This window comes from Streptomyces sp. NPDC006384 (assembly GCF_042870695.1).
Taxonomy (GTDB): domain Bacteria; phylum Actinomycetota; class Actinomycetes; order Streptomycetales; family Streptomycetaceae; genus Streptomyces.
Map to the genome: position 1 here is coordinate 85,461 of NZ_JBIAHR010000025.1, position 17,252 is coordinate 102,712.

15 protein-coding genes are annotated in these 17,252 nt (G+C 71.3%); 13 read left to right on the top strand and 2 right to left on the bottom strand.

Annotated features, from left to right (window positions below; translation table 11 throughout):
- Positions 1–27 precede the first annotated feature (27 nt).
- The 3 genes from ilvN (at position 28) to serA (ending at position 3,569) form a co-directional block, all read left to right on the top strand.
- Entirely contained in the window at positions 28–552 is a 525-nt protein-coding gene (gene ilvN, locus ACFYOJ_RS28945; protein WP_356556016.1) for an acetolactate synthase small subunit, read from the top strand.
- A 118-nt stretch (positions 553–670) separates the two neighbouring features.
- Entirely contained in the window at positions 671–1,669 is a 999-nt protein-coding gene (ilvC, locus tag ACFYOJ_RS28950) for a ketol-acid reductoisomerase (RefSeq protein ID WP_356556014.1), read from the top strand.
- Between the two features lie 310 nt (positions 1,670–1,979).
- Positions 1,980–3,569 (top strand): phosphoglycerate dehydrogenase, encoded by a 1,590-nt coding sequence (gene serA, locus ACFYOJ_RS28955; RefSeq protein ID WP_356556012.1) that lies wholly within the window; start codon positions 1,980–1,982, stop codon positions 3,567–3,569.
- 54 nt (positions 3,570–3,623) lie between these two features.
- Here serA and ACFYOJ_RS28960 read toward each other — a convergent pair whose 3' ends face one another.
- Entirely contained in the window at positions 3,624–5,189 is a 1,566-nt protein-coding gene (locus ACFYOJ_RS28960; protein WP_356556011.1) for an MFS transporter, read from the bottom strand.
- A 135-nt stretch (positions 5,190–5,324) separates the two neighbouring features.
- Between ACFYOJ_RS28960 and ACFYOJ_RS28965 the strand changes: the two genes are divergently transcribed.
- On the top strand, positions 5,325–5,912 hold the full coding sequence (locus ACFYOJ_RS28965) for a TetR/AcrR family transcriptional regulator (protein WP_356556009.1): 588 nt from the start codon (positions 5,325–5,327) through the stop codon (positions 5,910–5,912).
- 6 nt (positions 5,913–5,918) lie between these two features.
- Here ACFYOJ_RS28965 and ACFYOJ_RS28970 read toward each other — a convergent pair whose 3' ends face one another.
- Complete coding sequence (locus tag ACFYOJ_RS28970) at positions 5,919–7,178, bottom strand: helix-turn-helix domain-containing protein (RefSeq protein ID WP_356556007.1); 1,260 nt, start codon at positions 7,176–7,178, stop codon at positions 5,919–5,921.
- 165 nt (positions 7,179–7,343) lie between these two features.
- On the opposite strand from ACFYOJ_RS28970, the gene ACFYOJ_RS28975 reads away from it, so the two are divergent.
- The 9 genes from ACFYOJ_RS28975 to ACFYOJ_RS29015 all read left to right on the top strand — a co-directional run bounded on the left by ACFYOJ_RS28975 (position 7,344) and on the right by ACFYOJ_RS29015 (position 17,171).
- Positions 7,344–8,270 (top strand): proline dehydrogenase family protein, encoded by a 927-nt coding sequence (locus tag ACFYOJ_RS28975; protein ID WP_356556006.1) that lies wholly within the window; start codon positions 7,344–7,346, stop codon positions 8,268–8,270.
- Positions 8,271–8,316: 46 nt separating this feature from the next.
- Positions 8,317–9,948 carry an L-glutamate gamma-semialdehyde dehydrogenase gene (pruA, locus tag ACFYOJ_RS28980; protein WP_356556004.1) on the top strand — a complete coding sequence of 544 codons (1,632 nt, stop codon included), beginning with the start codon at positions 8,317–8,319 and terminating at the stop codon, positions 9,946–9,948.
- Positions 9,949–10,257: 309 nt separating this feature from the next.
- Positions 10,258–10,389 (top strand): hypothetical protein, encoded by a 132-nt coding sequence (locus ACFYOJ_RS28985; protein ID WP_302185845.1) that lies wholly within the window; start codon positions 10,258–10,260, stop codon positions 10,387–10,389.
- A 77-nt stretch (positions 10,390–10,466) separates the two neighbouring features.
- A complete protein-coding gene (locus ACFYOJ_RS28990; protein WP_356556002.1) occupies positions 10,467–11,519 on the top strand; it encodes a 3-isopropylmalate dehydrogenase in 1,053 nt (350 codons plus the stop codon).
- A gap of 263 nt (positions 11,520–11,782) precedes the next feature.
- Positions 11,783–12,871, top strand: coding sequence for a branched-chain amino acid aminotransferase (locus tag ACFYOJ_RS28995; protein WP_356556000.1), 1,089 nt, complete (start codon positions 11,783–11,785; stop codon positions 12,869–12,871).
- A gap of 208 nt (positions 12,872–13,079) precedes the next feature.
- Positions 13,080–13,784 carry an urease subunit gamma gene (ureA, locus tag ACFYOJ_RS29000; RefSeq protein ID WP_356555998.1) on the top strand — a complete coding sequence of 235 codons (705 nt, stop codon included), beginning with the start codon at positions 13,080–13,082 and terminating at the stop codon, positions 13,782–13,784.
- Positions 13,781–15,493: an urease subunit alpha gene (locus ACFYOJ_RS29005; protein ID WP_356555996.1), complete on the top strand. Its 1,713-nt coding sequence runs from the start codon at positions 13,781–13,783 to the stop codon at positions 15,491–15,493. Before ureA ends, ACFYOJ_RS29005 begins: the two co-directional genes overlap by 4 nt.
- Before the next feature lie 33 nt (positions 15,494–15,526).
- Positions 15,527–16,546: an agmatine deiminase family protein gene (locus tag ACFYOJ_RS29010; protein ID WP_356555995.1), complete on the top strand. Its 1,020-nt coding sequence runs from the start codon at positions 15,527–15,529 to the stop codon at positions 16,544–16,546.
- A gap of 10 nt (positions 16,547–16,556) precedes the next feature.
- Positions 16,557–17,171 carry a TetR/AcrR family transcriptional regulator gene (locus ACFYOJ_RS29015; protein WP_356555994.1) on the top strand — a complete coding sequence of 205 codons (615 nt, stop codon included), beginning with the start codon at positions 16,557–16,559 and terminating at the stop codon, positions 17,169–17,171.
- The last annotated feature ends 81 nt before the right edge of the window (positions 17,172–17,252 follow it).

Below are 17,252 nucleotides of genomic sequence, written 5' to 3' on the forward strand. Positions count from 1 at the left end.
CGTCAGGACCAGCAGAGGAAGCAGAACATGTCCAAGCACACGCTCTCCGTCCTGGTGGAGAACACGCCCGGCATCCTCGCCCGGATCGCCGCCCTGTTCTCCCGCCGCGGCTTCAACATCGACTCGCTCGCCGTCGGCGTCACCGAGCACCCCGACATCTCCCGCATCACCATCGTGGTGAGCGTCGAGGAGTTCCCCCTCGAGCAGGTGACCAAGCAGCTCAACAAGCTCGTCAACGTGCTCAAGATCGTCGAGCTGGACCCCGGCCAGGCCGTGCAGCGCGAACTCGTCCTGGTGAAGGTGCGCTCCGACAACGAGACGCGCTCCCAGATCGTCGAGATCGTCCAGCTCTTCCGCGCCAAGACCGTCGACGTCTCCCCGGACGCCGTCACCATCGAGGCCACCGGCAGCAGCGACAAGCTGTCCGCCATGCTCAAGATGCTGGAACCGTACGGCATCAAGGAACTCGTCCAGTCCGGGACGATCGCGATCGGCCGCGGGGGCCGTTCGATCACCGACCGCTCGCTGCGCGCGCTCGACCGGTCCGCGTAACGACGGAGACGGGCGGTCGCGCACACCACCGGCCGCCCGCATTCCGAGACCCCGAAACTTCCCTTCCCCCCACCGGCATACGGTGGGACGCAACACCTGCACACAAGGAGAGAACCCAGTGGCCGAGCTGTTCTACGACGCCGACGCCGACCTGTCCATCATCCAGGGCCGCAAGGTCGCGGTCATCGGGTACGGCAGCCAGGGCCACGCCCACGCCCTGTCGCTGCGCGACTCCGGCGTCGACGTGCGCGTCGGTCTGCACGAGGGATCCAAGTCCAAGGCCAAGGCCGAGGAGCAGGGCCTGCGCGTGGTGAGCCCGTCCGAGGCCGCCGCCGAGGCCGACGTCATCATGATCCTGGTCCCGGACCCCATCCAGGCCGAGGTCTACGAGAAGCACATCAAGGACAACCTGAAGGACGGCGACGCCCTGTTCTTCGGCCACGGCCTGAACATCCGCTACGGCTTCATCAAGCCCCCGGCCGGCGTGGACGTCTGCATGGTCGCCCCCAAGGGCCCGGGCCACCTGGTGCGCCGTCAGTACGAGGAGGGCCGCGGCGTCCCCTGCATCGCCGCCGTCGAGCAGGACGCGACCGGCAACGCCTTCGCGCTGGCCCTGTCGTACGCGAAGGGCATCGGCGGCACCCGCGCCGGCGTCATCAAGACGACCTTCACCGAGGAGACCGAGACCGACCTCTTCGGCGAGCAGGCCGTCCTGTGCGGTGGCACCGCGGCGCTGGTCAAGGCGGGCTTCGAGACCCTGACCGAGGCCGGCTACCAGCCGGAGATCGCCTACTTCGAGTGCCTGCACGAGCTGAAGCTGATCGTGGACCTCATGTACGAGGGCGGCCTGGAGAAGATGCGCTGGTCGATCTCCGAGACCGCCGAGTGGGGCGACTACGTCACCGGCCCGCGGATCATCACCGACGCCACCAAGGCCGAGATGAAGAAGGTCCTCGCCGAGATCCAGGACGGCACCTTCGCCAAGAACTGGATGGACGAGTACCACGGCGGTCTGAAGAAGTACAACGAGTACAAGCAGCAGGACTCCGAGCACCTGCTGGAGACCACCGGCAAGGAGCTGCGCAAGCTCATGAGCTGGGTCGACGAGGAGGCGTAAGCCTCGTCGCCGGGGGCCGGGGCGGTGACCGCCCCGGCCCTTCGGCGGATCAGGGCGGCGCCGGGTGGACGGCGTTGTCCACCCCGTCCACCCACGGACGGGTGATCCTTCCGTACAGGCGCAGGACGACGCCCGGCACACCACTACACTGCTGAACACATACGCGTCAGGCTCACAGCGTCGTGCGTCTTCCACGCGGCCTAGCGACTCCGGAGAAGTGCAGGCACGCCCCCGCGCCGCCCGGCGTCACTACCCTCCACCGCCTGCGGCCGTCGGGACGGCCGTCCGCATTGGACTTGTGAGGACTCACGTGAGCTCGAAACCCGTCGTACTCATCGCCGAAGAGCTGTCGCCCGCGACCGTGGACGCGCTCGGCCCCGACTTCGAGATCCGCCACTGCAACGGTGCGGACCGGGCCGAACTGCTCCCCGCCATCGCCGACGTGGACGCGATCCTGGTCCGCTCCGCCACCAAGGTGGACGCCGAGGCCATCGCCGCCGCGAAGAAGCTGAAGGTCGTCGCCCGCGCCGGTGTCGGCCTGGACAACGTGGACGTCTCCGCCGCCACCAAGGCCGGCGTGATGGTGGTCAACGCCCCGACCTCCAACATCGTGACCGCCGCCGAGCTGGCCTGCGGCCTGATCCTCGCCACCGCCCGCAACATCCCGCAGGCCAACGCCGCGCTGAAGAACGGCGAGTGGAAGCGCAGCAAGTACACCGGCGTCGAGCTCGCCGAGAAGACCCTCGGCGTCGTCGGCCTCGGCCGCATCGGCGCCCTGGTCGCCCAGCGCATGTCGGCCTTCGGCATGAAGGTCGTCGCCTACGACCCCTACGTGCAGCCCGCGCGCGCCGCGCAGATGGGCGTCAAGGTCCTGTCGCTGGACGAGCTGCTCGAGGTCTCCGACTTCATCACCGTCCACCTGCCCAAGACCCCCGAGACCCTCGGCCTGATCGGCGACGAGGCGCTGCGCAAGGTCAAGCCGAGCGTCCGCATCGTCAACGCCGCGCGCGGCGGCATCGTCGACGAGGAGGCGCTGTACTCGGCGCTCAAGGAAGGCCGCGTCGCCGGCGCCGGTCTGGACGTGTACGCCAAGGAGCCCTGCACCGACTCGCCGCTGTTCGAGTTCGACCAGGTCGTCTGCACCCCGCACCTCGGCGCCTCCACCGACGAGGCCCAGGAGAAGGCCGGCATCGCCGTCGCCAGGTCCGTCCGCCTGGCCCTCGCCGGTGAGCTGGTCCCCGACGCGGTGAACGTCCAGGGCGGTGTCATCGCCGAGGACGTCAAGCCGGGTCTGCCGCTCGCCGAGCGCCTCGGCCGCATCTTCACCGCGCTCGCCGGCGAGGTCGCCGTCCGCCTCGACGTCGAGGTCTACGGCGAGATCACCCAGCACGACGTGAAGGTGCTGGAGCTGTCCGCCCTCAAGGGCGTCTTCGAGGACGTCGTCGACGAGACCGTCTCCTACGTCAACGCCCCGCTGTTCGCCCAGGAGCGCGGCGTCGAGGTCCGGCTGACCACCAGCTCCGAGTCCCCGGAGCACCGCAACGTCGTCACCGTGCGCGGCACCCTCGCCGACGGCCAGGAGGTCTCGGTCTCCGGCACGCTGGCCGGCCCGAAGCACGTGCAGAAGATCGTCGCCATCGGCGAGTACGACGTCGACCTCGCCCTCGCCGACCACATGGTGGTGCTGCGCTACGAGGACCGTCCGGGCGTCGTCGGCACCGTCGGCCGCATCATCGGCGAGGCCGGCCTCAACATCGCCGGTATGCAGGTCGCCCGTGCGACGGTCGGCGGCGAGGCCCTCGCGGTGCTGACCGTCGACGACACGGTGCCCGCCGGGGTGCTGACCGAGGTCGCCTCGGAGATCGGCGCGGCCTCGGCCCGGTCGGTGAACCTGATCTGACGTGATCCGGGGGCTTCACCCCCCGAGCCCCCGTTCACCCTGAACGGGCCGTCCTCACATGCCGGACGGGCTGAACCGGTCAGCCCGTCCGGCGTTCTCCGTGCACGTCTCCTCGCACACCCGGACCTTCCGCAGTGTCACCGACGCCAGCACCGCGGCGGCCGCCAGCACCACCGCGCCCGCGACCGCCGCCGCGTGCATACCGCTGGTGAACGCCTCCCGCGCCGCCGTGGCCAGTGCGTCTCCCGCGCGCCCCGGCATCTGTTCGGCGACGGCCAGCGCGCCGCCCAGCGTCTCGTGCGCCACCGCCGGAGCCGAGTCCGGCATCTCCTGCCGGTAGACCGCCGTACCGATGGAACCGAGCACCGCCATCCCGAGCGCCCCGCCGAACTCCGTGCCGGTCTCCATCAGCGAGGACGCGGAGCCCGCCCGTTCCACCGGGGCGGCGCTCAGCGCCAGGTCCATGATCTGGGACATCACCATGGTGACGCCCGAGGCGAGGACACCGCAGGCCACCAGCGCCGGCGTCAGCGCGTCCGTGTCCACCAGCGTCAGCAGCGCGTAGCCGCAGGCGGCGACGGTGAAGCCCGCGGCCACCACGTGGGCGCGGTCGACGCCCCTGCGCACCAGGTACGCGGCGAGCGGGGCGGCGAGGCCGATCGGCACCGAGGGCAGCAGCGCCCACAGGGCGGCCTCCAGCGCGCTCTTGTCCAGGACCGACTGGAGGTACTGCGTGGTGAAGAACGCCGAGCCCATCATCGCGAACATCGTGACGAGGTTGAGGACGACGGCGGGGGCGAAACCGCGCCTGCGGAAGAGGTCGGGGGAGACCATCGGCGAGGCGGCGGTCCGCTGCCGGTGCACGAACAGGGCCGCGAACAGCAGGCCCACGGTGACCGCCATGACGTAGCGGACGTTCCAGCCCTCGGACGAGATCTCCTTGAGGCCGTAGACGACCGGCAGCACCGCGGCCATCGACAGCGGGACGCTCACCCGGTCGAAGCGGCCCGGCGCCGGGTCCTTCGACTCGGGCAGCAGGAGCGGGCCCAGGACCAGGAGCAGGACCATCGCCGGCAGGTTCACCAGGAAGACCGAGCCCCACCAGAAGAACTCCACCAGCACTCCGCTCAGCACCGAGCCGAGCGCCACGCCGGCCGTCATCACGCCGGACCAGATCGCGATGGCCTGCGCACGCTGGGCGGAGTCGGTGAAGAGGGAGCGGACCAGGGCCAGCGTCGAGGGCATCAGCGTGGCGCCGCCGATGCCGAGCAGCGCGCGGGCCGCGATGAGCATCTCGGCGCTGCTCGCGTACGCCGCGGCCAGCGAGGCGGCACCGAAGGCGACGGCACCGATCAGCAGCAGCCTGCGCCGGCCGATGCGGTCGCCGACCGAGCCCATGGTGATCAGCAGGCCGGCCACGGCGAAGGCGTAGACGTCGAAGATCCACAGCTGCTGGGTGCCGCTCGGCGTCAGGTCGGCGTTGATCGCCGGGATGGCGAAGTACAGGACCGACACGTCCATGGAGACCAGCAGCAGCGGGAGCATCAGCACGCACAGGGCCGTCCACTCGCGGCGTCCGGCGCGTGCGGTCGGGGAGGTGACCGTCGGTTCGGTTGTCATGCCGGTGACTGTACGCACGTCCTATACGTTTGTCTATGACGCTTGTATGAGACTGTTGTATGGGACGCCCGTGTGGGACATCTGTATGAGACATGCGTATGGGACGGTTGTATGGGGCGGGAGTAGGGTGACGTCATGGGACACCGCGAAGACCTGCTGGAAGGCGCCAAGCGCTGCCTGCTGCGGAAGGGGTTCGCGCGGACGACCGCGCGGGACATCGTCAAGGAGTCGGGCACCAACCTGGCGTCGATCGGCTACCACTACGGGTCGAAGGACGCGCTGCTCGCCCAGGCCTACGTGGAGCTGGTGGAGGCGATGTCCGACGCCTTCGAGGGGGGCGGCGCCGAGGCCGACCTGCCCGGTGAACCCGGCTCGCCGGAACGGTTCACGGCGGTGTACGCGAACATCATCGGCACGATGCGCGACCCGGGCTCGTTGTGGCGGCTCAGCATGGAGATCGTGGCCCTCGGGGACTCGCTCCCCGAGGTGCGGGACCACCTCGCGCGCGCCCAGCGGGACGGCGCGCGCGGCCTCGTGACGCTCTTCATGGGCGGCCGGGAGGAGGACGTCCCGGAGGAGACCGTCGACACGCTCGGCAGTTTCTACGTCACCCTGCTGATGGGACTGATGGTCCAGTGGTCCTTCGGCCCGCAGTACGCCCCCGAGGCCGACCGGCTCACCGAGGGGCTGCGCCGGGCCGTCGAGGGCTTCCGGAAGAGCTGAGCGCGCTCACAGCCGGGCGGCCTTCAACGCCATGTGCAGCAGCAGCCGGTCCTCGCCGTCGTCCAGGTCCAGGCCCGTGAGCCGCTCGACGCGGGAGAGGCGGTAGTACAGCGTCTGCCGGTGGATGCCCAGCGCGGCGGCGGTGCGGCCGGCCTGGCCCGCGCAGTCCAGGTACACCTCGGCGGTACGGGCCAGCTCACGGTGGGCGGGGGAGAGCAGCGCCCGTACGGCGGGGTCGTGCGCGGCCCGCGGGGGCAGCGCGGCCAGCAGGCGGAACGGGCCGATGGCCCCCCACTCGGCGACCGGCCCGAACCGGGTCTCGGCGAGCGCCGCCCGGGCCGCCGCCGACGCCTCCCACCAGGCGTCCGCCAGCTCCGCGAGCCCGGTGCGCGGGGCGGAGACACCGGCCGCGACGTCCGCCGCCGCAGCGGCTCCCGCCGCACCGCGGGCCCGTTCCCGCAGCCGCCCCGCCGCCGAGGTGGCAGGGGTCAGGACGTCCGCCGAGCGCAGCCGGACCAGCACCGCCAGCGACCGGGCCGATCCGGACCCGGGGGCGGCCGCCCCGTCCCACGGCACCGTGCACAGCGCCGTCGCCCCCGGCACCGTACGCACCGAGGGCGCGTCGTCGGGGCCGGCGGACGGCCAGGGGGCCACGCACACCACCGTGTGCAGGGTGCCGGCGCGGGTGCCGAGGGCGGTGCGCAGTTCGGCCACGGCCATGTCCCGCTGCCAGTCGCGCTCGGTGGTCAGCACCGCCCGCAGCTCCCGGCTGAGATCCGCGCCGTGCTGCGCCTCGTCCGCGAGCAGCGCGCCGATCCGGGCCGTCACCTCCATCGCCGCCGCGAGCTGCCGCTCCGTCGGCCCCGGGTCGGTGTCCAGGAGCCAGACGTACCCGAGGACGACACCCCGGTGCCGCACCGGCAGACAGGTCCGCCCCCGGTACACCCCCGCCTCCGGGGCCGGCGGGATACGGACCGGGCCCTTCGCCCGGGTGATGCCGAAGCCCTCGAACCAGGCCCGGACGGCCGCCGTCGAACGGCGGGTGAGGATCGAACGGGTGCGCACCGGGTCCAGCGCGGAGGGGTCCAGCTCCCCCTCGCTGTCGTACGCGCCGAAGGCGATCAGCTCGAAGTCGCGGTTCTCCAGCGTCGCCGGCGCGCCCAGCAGCTCGGAGATCTCGTCGACCAGCTCCTGGTAGTCGCCCCGGGAGCCCCCGGAGCCTGCCGCACCTCTGGAATCCGACGTCACCCGGGCATTCTGCCTCATTCGCACCCGCGTCTTCATACATCTGTCTGAGAAGCGCGGCACGGATGCGTGACAGCTGTCGATGGCCGACGATCGGGGAGGTCCTTAGATTCGACGGTGGTTCTCCGTGCCGTTTCCGAAACATCGGGTAGCGGCCTTGTGTTGTTCGGTAAGTGGAGGTGCCCCGTGCTGGGTCCCGTGATTCTCGCCGCGTCGCGCAGCGACAGGATGCGACGTCTGGTCTCGGCCGCGCCGGTGACCAAGCCGGTCGTCGACCGGTTCATCCCCGGCGAGACGGTCGACGAGATCGTGCCGATCGTCCAGGACCTCGCGGGCAAGGGTCTGGAGCTGACGATGGACGTCGTCGGCGAGGACATCACGACCCCCGCCCAGGCCGAGGCCGCCCGCGACGCCTACCTGGAGCTGATCGACCGGCTCAGGCCGCTGGACCTCGGCACCCGTGCCGAGATGTCCGTGAAGCTGTCGATGTTCGGCCAGGCGCTGGACGGCGGCCACGAGCTGGCCCTGAAGAACGTCCGCCCGGTCGTCGAGGCCGCCGCCGGGATCGGCACCACGGTCACCCTGGACGCCGAGGACCACACCACCCTCGACTCGATGTTCGCCATCCACGAGGAGCTGCGGAAGGACTTCCCGCAGACCGGCTGCGTCATCCAGGCCTACCTCTTCCGCACCGAGGCCGACGCGCGCCGCCTCGCCGGCAACGGCTCTCGCGTACGGTTGGTGAAGGGCGCCTACAAGGAGCCCGCCGAGGTCGCCTACCAGCAGAAGCACGAGATCGACAAGGCGTACGTCCGGATCCTGCGCACGCTGATGGAGGGCGAGGGCTACCCGATGATCGGGTCCCACGACCCGCGCCTGATCTCCATCGCGCAGGAGCTGGCCCGCACCGCCGGCCGCAAGCTCGACGAGTACGAGTTCCAGATGCTGTACGGCATCCGGAGCGAGGAGCACCTGCGACTGGCCGCCGAGGGCCACCGCATGCGCGTCTACACGGCCTACGGCACCGACTGGTACGGCTACTTCATGCGCCGTCTCGCGGAGAAGCCGGCGAACCTGCGCTTCTTCGCCCGCTCGATGGTCACCAAGGGCTGAGCCCACCCGCTCGCAAGACCGCTCAGTTAAAGGAGTTACGGAACCCATGGACGCTGTGACCCAGGTCCCCGCCCCCGTCAACGAGCCGGTGCACGGCTACGCCCCCGGCTCGCCCGAGCGCGCCCGCCTGGAGGCCAAGCTCAAGGAGCTGGCCGACAACCCGATCGACCTGCCCTGCACCATCGATGGTGTGAAGCGGATGGGCGGCGGCGAGCGCTTCGACGTCGTGCAGCCGCACAACCACAAGGCCCGCCTGGGCACGTACGCGAACGCCACGCAGCAGGACGCGCAGGACGCTATCGACGCCGCCCTGGCCGCCGCCCCGGCGTGGCGCGCGATGGCCTTCGACGACCGCGCGGCGATCATCCTGCGCGCCGCCGAGCTGCTGTCCGGCCCGTGGCGCGAGACCATCGCCGCCTCCACCATGCTCGGCCAGTCCAAGACGGCCCAGCAGGCCGAGATCGACAGCCCCTGCGAGCTGGTCGACTTCTGGCGCTTCAACGTCCACTACGCGCGGAACATCCTCGCCGAGCAGCCCCCGGCCAACTCGCCGGGCGTCTGGAACCGCCTGGACCACCGCCCGCTGGAGGGCTTCGTCTACGCGATCACGCCGTTCAACTTCAGCGCGATCGCGGCCAACCTGCCCACCGCCCCGGCCCTGATGGGCAACGTGGTGGTCTGGAAGCCGTCCCCGACGCAGACCCACGCCGCCGTGCTGCTCATGGAGCTGCTGGAGGAGGCCGGGCTGCCCAAGGGCGTCATCAACCTGGTCACCGGCGACGGCCTGGAGGTCTCCGAGGTCGCCCTGAACCACCGCGACCTGGCCGGCATCCACTTCACCGGCTCGACCAAGACCTTCCAGCACCTGTGGAAGACGGTCGGCAACAACATCGAGAAGTACCGCACCTACCCGCGCCTGGTCGGCGAGACCGGCGGCAAGGACTTCCTGGTCGCCCACCCGAGCGCCGACCGCGCCGTCCTGAAGACCGCCCTGACCCGCGGTGCCTTCGAGTACCAGGGCCAGAAGTGCAGCGCCACCTCCCGCGCCTACATCCCGGCGTCCATCTGGAACGACGGCTTCAAGGAGGAGTTCGCCGCCGAGGTCGACGGACTCACCATGGGTGACGTCACCGACCTGTCGAACTTCATGGGCGCCGTCATCGACGAGCGGTCCTTCGCCAAGAACAAGGCCGCCATCGACCGCGCCAAGGAGGACGACGCCTGCACGATCGTCGCCGGCGGCTCCTACGACGACTCGGTCGGCTACTTCGTCCGCCCGACCGTCATCGAGTGCACCGACCCGGAGAACGAGGTCTTCCGCACCGAGTACTTCGGCCCGATCCTCGCCGTGCACGTCTACGAGGACGACAAGTACGACGAGATGCTGACCCAGATGGAGTCGGTCTCCGACTACGCCCTCACCGGCTCGGTCATCTCCAACGACCGCGCGGCGGCGGCGTACACGATGGAGAAGCTGCGCTACGCGGCCGGCAACTTCTACATCAACGACAAGTCGACCGGCGCCGTCGTCGGCCAGCAGCCCTTCGGCGGCGGCCGTGCCTCCGGCACCAACGACAAGGCCGGCGCCCCGCAGAACCTGATGCGCTGGACGCTGACCCGCGCCATCAAGGAGACGCTGGTCGCGCCGACCGACTACACGTACCCGCACATGGGCTGACGCCCCCTCGGTACGCCCGCCGACGGGCCAGGTCACCCGACCTGGCCCGTCGGCGTTTTCGCAGGCGGGCGAGGTGTGCCGGAGGTCACCGTCTCAGATAGTAGGAAGTCCGAGTAATGGTGGAGACAGGCGCTCCGGACTCCCTTAGCTTGGTAGGAGCCGAACGTCCCGCTCGATCGAGCGACAGGCGGTCGTGAGCCGGGCCCCGTGCAGGCAATCCCTGCGGCACCGCGCTCCCCGCCCCCTTCCGGCCTCTCGTGATCCCCTTTCCCGCGCCCCTCGTGCGCTGTGCCGAAGGAGTCGATTCCCATGGCCGAGACCACCGTCCGCCGCCGAGTCCGCCACCTCTCCCGTACGAGCGACTCCGACCGCAAGAACGCCGCGGCCGCCCTCCAGCGCGCCCTCGACCGCCGCGACAACGGCGGTTCCACCGGCCACTGAGCGGCGGGAACGACGGCGGCCGTCCGCATGGCGGACACCTCGTGTCATCCCCTGGGACGGAGAGTAGGGTGCTGCGCATGTCGGCAAGCTCTCGCATCCTCAATCTCGCAGTGATCCCCGGTGACGGCATCGGCCAGGAGGTCGTGGCCGAGGGTCTCAAGGTCCTCTCCGCCGTCCTTCCGCAGGATGTGAAGCTGGAGACCAAGGAGTACGACTTCGGCGCCCGGCGCTACCACGCCACCGGTGAGACCCTCACCGACGCCGATCTCGACGCCCTCAAGGCCCACGACGCCATCCTGCTCGGCGCGATCGGCGACCCGTCGGTGCCCTCCGGCGTGCTGGAGCGCGGCTTCCTGCTCAAGCTCCGCTTCGCCTTCGACCACCACGTCAACCTGCGGCCGTCCAAGCTCCTGCCGGGCGTCGCCACCCCGCTCGCCGGCCAGCCGGAGATCGACTTCGTCGTCGTCCGCGAGGGCACCGAGGGCCCGTACACCGGCAACGGCGGCACCATCCGCAAGGGCACCGCGCACGAGGTCGCCACCGAGGTCTCCGTCAACACGGCCTACGGCGTCGAACGCGTCGTCCGCGACGCGTTCGCCCGCGCCCAGGCCCGCCCGCGCAAGAAGCTCACGCTGGTGCACAAGAACAACGTGCTGACCTTCGCGGGTCACCTGTGGACCGACGTCTTCAACAAGGTGGCCGAGGAGTACCCCGAGGTCACCACCGACTACATCCACGTCGACGCCGCGACGATCTACCTCGTCACCGACCCCGGCCGCTTCGACGTGATCGTCACCGACAACCTCTTCGGCGACATCATCACCGACCTCGCCGCGGCCGTCTCCGGCGGCATCGGCGTCGCCGCCAGCGGGAACATCAACCCGTCCGGCGAGTTCCCCTCGATGTTCGAGCCGGTCCACGGTTCCGCGCCCGACATCGCCGGCCAGGGCAAGGCCGACCCCACCGCCACGGTCCTGTCCGTCGCCCTGCTGCTGCGCCACCTCGGCCACGAGGCGGAGGCCGCCCGGATCGAGGAGGCCGTCGCCGCCGACCTCGGCGAGCGCGTCGGCAAGCCCGCGCGCAGCACCTCCGAGATCGGTGACGCGCTCGCCGTACGCGTAGCCGGCTGACCGGGCAGCGCACTCGAGAACCGACTCTCCGAAGCCGCCGGGTCCCGGAAACAAGGCACCCGGCGGCTTTCTCCTGCGTCCGCCGGGTGGGACCATCGAACCCTGGGCCGCCTTCACCCCGTTTCATCCGGCGCGGGCCGCGCGAGATAATCGAACGCGAAGCCGCGACATGAGGGAATGCTCGGACGTCCTAGCACCGGCCACCGGCCGTACGGGCGTGACAGCGGCCCGTCACAATCAGAACCGGTGAAGGACATCACTCCATGACGACGCCCACGATCGAGCTCAAGCCCTCCGCCCACCCGCTCTCCGACGCGGAGCGCCAGGCGATTCTGGCCAGCCCTGGCTTCGGCCGCCACTTCACCGACCACATGGTGACGATCAAGTGGACCGAGGGCCGCGGCTGGCACGACGGACAGCTCGTCCCGTACGCCCCGCTCTCCCTCGACCCGGCCACCATGGTCCTGCACTACGCGCAGGAGATCTTCGAGGGGCTGAAGGCCTACCGCCGCCCCGACGGATCCGTCGCCACCTTCCGCCCGGAGAAGAACGCGCAGCGCTTCCAGGCGTCCTCGCGCCGGCTCGGCATGCCGGAGCTGCCGGTGGAGACCTTCATCGAGGCGTGCGACGCGCTGGTGCGGCAGGACGAGAAGTGGGTCCCCGCGCACGGCGGCGAGGAATCCCTCTACCTGCGCCCGTTCATGATCGCGACCGAGGTCGGCCTGGGCGTGAAGCCGGCCAACGAGTACCTCTTCGTCGTCATCGCCTCCCCGGCCGGCGCCTACTTCCCCGGCGGCGTCAAGCCGGTCTCCATCTGGGTCTCCGAGGACCGCGTCCGCGCCGTCCCCGGCGGCATGGGCGACGCCAAGACCGGCGGCAACTACGCGGCCTCCCTGCTCGCCCAGGCCGAGGCCGCGGCCAAGGGCTGCGACCAGGTCTGCTACCTCGACGCGATCGAGCGCAAGTGGGTCGAGGAGCTCGGCGGCATGAACCTGTACTTCGTGTACGGCGACAAGATCATCACGCCCTCCCTCACCGGGTCCATCCTGGAGGGCGTCACCCGCGACTCCCTGCTCACCGTCGCCCGCGACCTCGGCTACGAGGCCGAGGAGGGCCGCATCTCGGTCGACCAGTGGCAGCGCGACTCGGAGAACGGCACCCTCACCGAGGTCTTCGCCTGCGGCACGGCGGCCGTGATCACGCCGGTCGGCACGGTCAAGCGCGAGGGCGCGGAGTGGCAGCAGAGCGGCGGCGAGCCCGGCGAGGTCACGCGGCGGCTCCGTGACGCGCTGCTGGACATCCAGCGCGGTACCGCCGAGGACACGCACGGCTGGATGCACCGCCTGGCCTGACCCGGCCCGGCCCGCCCGGTACCGGGGCGGACCCCTCGGGGCTCCGCCCCGGTCTCCTTGTGAGCCCGGGGAGCGGGGCCGACGTCTGTCCGGAGATTAGAGCGGCGCTCAATGTGATGTCCGTCGTCTGCTCTGCCGATGGTTTGTTTCCCTGTCATTCACGTTTAGAGTGATGCTCTAAATGTGGAAGGCAAGGAGGTGCCGCGTCGTGAGACTGACTCCCACGGAACGTGACCGGCTGCTGCTCTTCGGCGCGGCCGAGCTGGCCCGCGCCCGCCGGGCCAGGGGCCTCAGGCTGAACGTCCCCGAGGCGACGGCTCTGATCGCGGACACCGTGTGCGAGGCCGCCCGCGACGGCGCCCGCCTCGCGGAGGCGATCGAGCGCGCCCGGTCCGTGCTCGGCCCGGACGACGTGCTGCCCGGCGTGGCCGACGTGGTCACCGAGGTGCACGTGGAGGCGGTCTTCGACGACGGCTCCCGGCTCGCGATCGTCACCGACCCCCTCGGCGGAGGGGCCGGCGAGGACGCGCCCGGCGCGCTGCTGCCCGGCCCGCAGCACGCGGAGCCCGAGGCGGAGGTGCGGCTGACGGTCACCAACACCGCCACCGTGCCCGTCTCCGTCACCTCCCACTTCCACTTCTTCGAGGCCAACCCGCGCCTGGACTTCGACCGCGAGCGGGCCTACGGCATGCGGCTGGCCGTGCCCGCCGGGTCCTCCGTCCGCTTCGGACCGGGGGAGAGCGCCGAGGTCGGCCTCGTGCCCATCGGCGGCCGGCGCGTCGCGATCGGCTTCGCCGGTCTGGTCGACGGGCCGCTGGACGCCCCGGGTGCCAAGGAAGAGGCCCTGCGCCGCGCCGCGGCCTGCGGATATCTGGGCGTCGTGCAGGAGACGCCGGAAGGAGGCGAGCGATGAGCCGTCCAGGAGGACACCCCGCCGAGGCCCGCCGCCTCACCCCGTACGAGTACGCCGCGACCCACGGCCCCCGCGCCGGCGACCGGGTCCGCCTCGGCGACTCGGGTCTGGTGATCCGCGTCGAGTCCGACTCCCAGAAGTACGGCGACGAGTTCCTCGCCGGCTTCGGCAAGACCGCCCGCGACGGACTCCACCTCAAGGCCGCCGCCGTCCGCGAGACCTGCGACGTCGTCATCAGCAACGTCGTCGTCATCGACGCCGTGCAGGGCATCCGCAAGGTCTCCATCGGCATCCGCGAGGGCCGGATCCACGCCATCGGCCGGGCCGGCAACCCCGACACCCTCGACGGCGTCGACGTCGTGGTCGGCACCGGCACCTCGATCGTCTCCGGCGAGGGCCTCATCGCCACCGCCGGAGCCGTCGACACCCACGTCCACCTGCTCTCCCCGCGGATCATGGAGGCGTCCCTCGCCTCCGGCGTGACGACGATCATCGGGCAGGAGTTCGGCCCCGTCTGGGGCGTCGGCGTCAACTCGCCCTGGGCGCTGAAGCACGCGTTCGGCGCCTTCGACGCCTGGCCGGTCAACATCGGCTTCCTGGGCCGGGGTTCCTCCTCCCACGAGGCGCCGCTCGTCGAGGCGCTGGCCGAGGGCGGGGCGTCCGGCTTCAAGGTGCACGAGGACATGGGCGCCCACACCCGCGCCCTGGACACCGCGCTGCGCGTCGCCGAGGAGCACGACGTCCAGGTCGCCCTGCACAGCGACGGCCTCAACGAATGCCTCTCCGTGGAGGACACCCTCCGGGTCCTGGAGGGCCGCACCATCCACGCCTTCCACATCGAGGGCTGCGGCGGCGGACACGTCCCCAACGTGCTCAAGATGGCCGGCGTCCCCAACGTCATCGGCTCCTCCACCAACCCCACCCTGCCCTTCGGCCGGGACGCGGTCGCCGAGCACTACGGCATGATCGTCTCCGTCCACGACCTGAAGACCGACCTGCCGGGCGACGCCGCCATGGCCCGCGACCGCATCCGCGCCGGGACGATGGGCGCCGAGGACGTGCTGCACGACCTGGGCGCGATCGGCATCACCTCCTCCGACGCCCAGGGCATGGGCCGCGCCGGCGAGACCGTCCGCCGCACCTTCGCCATGGCCGGCAAGATGAAGGCCGAGTTCGGCGCCCCCGACGACGACAACGACAACGAGCGCGTCCTGCGCTACATGGCCAAGCTGACCATCAACCCGGCCATCGCCCACGGCCTCGCCCACGAGGTCGGCTCGATCGAGGTCGGCAAGCTCGCCGACATCGTCCTGTGGCGCCCGGAGTACTTCGGCGCCAAGCCGCAGCTCGTCCTGAAGTCCGGCTTCCCGGCCTACGGCGTCGTCGGCGACCCGAACGCGGCCACCGACACCTGCGAGCCCCTCGTCCTGGGCCCGCAGTTCGGCGCGCACGGCGCCACGCCCGCCGACATCTCCGTCGCCTTCGTCGCCCAGGCCGCCCTCGACCAGGGCCACGACACCATGCCGACCCGCCGCCGCCGGGTCGCCGTGCGCGGCACCCGCGGCATCGGCCCGGCCGACCTGCGGCTGAACTCCCGTACCGGACAGGTCGACGTCGACCAGCGCACCGGGCTCGTCACCCTCGACGGGGACCCGCTGCGCTCCGAACCGGCCGACTCCGTCTCCCTCAACCGCCTCTACTTCCTCTGACCTCCTGGTCCTTAGACCCTCTGGGACACCTCCATGACCTTCCGCATGCCCCCCGAGTGGGCCCCGCACGAACGCACCTGGATGGCCTGGCCCGGCCCCAACCCGACGTTCGCGAGCGACGCCGAGCTGGCGGACGCCCGCGCCGCCTGGGCGGCCGTGGCCCGCGCCGTGCGCCGCTTCGAACCGGTGACGATGGTGCACGGCCCCGGTCAGGGCGACACCGCGCGCGAACTGCTCGGCCCCGACGTCGACCTGGTCGAGCGCGAACTGGACGACGCGTGGATGCGGGACATCGGCCCCACCTTCGTGACCGACGAGGAGGGCCGCCTGGCCGCCGTGGACTGGGTGTTCAACGGCTGGGGCGCCCAGGACTGGGCCCGCTGGGAGCACGACTCCGAGATCGCCCGCCACGTCGCGGACCTCGCCGGCGTCCCCACGCTGAGCAGCACCCTCGTCAACGAGGGCGGCGCCATCCACGTCGACGGCGAGGGCACGGTCCTGCTGACCGAGACGGTGCAGCTCGGCGCGGGCCGCAACCCCGGCTGGACCCGTGAGCAGGTCGAGGCGGAGATCCACGCCAAGCTCGGCACCACCAAGGCCATCTGGCTCCCGCACGGCCTCACCGCCGACTACGGCACCTACGGCACCCAGGGCCACGTCGACATCGTCGCGGCCTTCGCGCGGCCGGGCACCGTCCTCGTGCACAGCCAGCGCGACCCCGCCCACCCGGACCACGCCCGCTCGCGGACGTACCTGGAGATCCTGCGCGGCCAGACCGACGCCCAGGGCCGCCCGCTGGAGGTCGTCGAGGTGCCCGCGCCGACCGTCCTGAAGGACGAGGACGGCGACTGGGTCGACTACTCGTACATCAACCACTACCTGTGCAACGGCGGCGTCGTCCTGTGCGCCTTCGACGACCCCAACGACGAGGTCGCCGCGGACGTCTTCCGGCGGCTGTTCCCCGAGCGCACCGTCACCCTGGTCGACGCCCGTACGATCTTCGCGAACGGTGGAGGCATCCACTGCATCACGCAGCAGCAGCCGAGGGTCTAGAGGAGCAGGGATGGCCGGTGCGGCCGGAGCGCGCAGACACGCACCACCGCGCGAGGAGGTCCTCGCCGCCGCCATGGGGATGATCGCCGAGCGCGGTCTGGAGAAACTCACCATGGCGGCGCTCGGCCGCGAGGTCGGCATGAGCAGCGGCCATCTCCTCTACTACTTCCGCTCCAAGGACGAACTGCTGCTGCGCACCCTGGAGTGGAGCGAGGGCCGCCTCGGCGCCGAGCGCGGCCGTCTCCTCGCCCGGCCGGGCACCGCCCGCGAACGCCTCGACGCCTACGTCGACCTGTACGTCCCCGACGGCCACCGCGACCCGCACTGGACGCTGTGGCTGGAGGTGTGGAACCGCTCGCAGAGCGCCGCCGTCGAATCCGACGCCCGCGACCGGCAGGCCGCCATCGAGCGCGCCTGGCACCGTGACCTGGTCGCCCTGCTCGCGGAGGGCGTCTCGCGCGGCGAGTTCCGGCCCGTCGACCCCGACCGCTTCGCGACCCGCCTGCGCGCGCTCCTCGACGGCTTCGCCATCAACGTGGCGGTCGGCCTGCGGGGCACGGACCGGGTCCAGGTCCTCGGTCACGTGGCCGAGTTCCTCGCCGAAGGCCTGCACGCGCAACCCTGACCCGAGCACATCCCGCACGGGGCGCGCCCCGCGCCGGACGCCGGCGCTCGCATGCTGAGACGGGCGGCGAGAAGGGGGAGG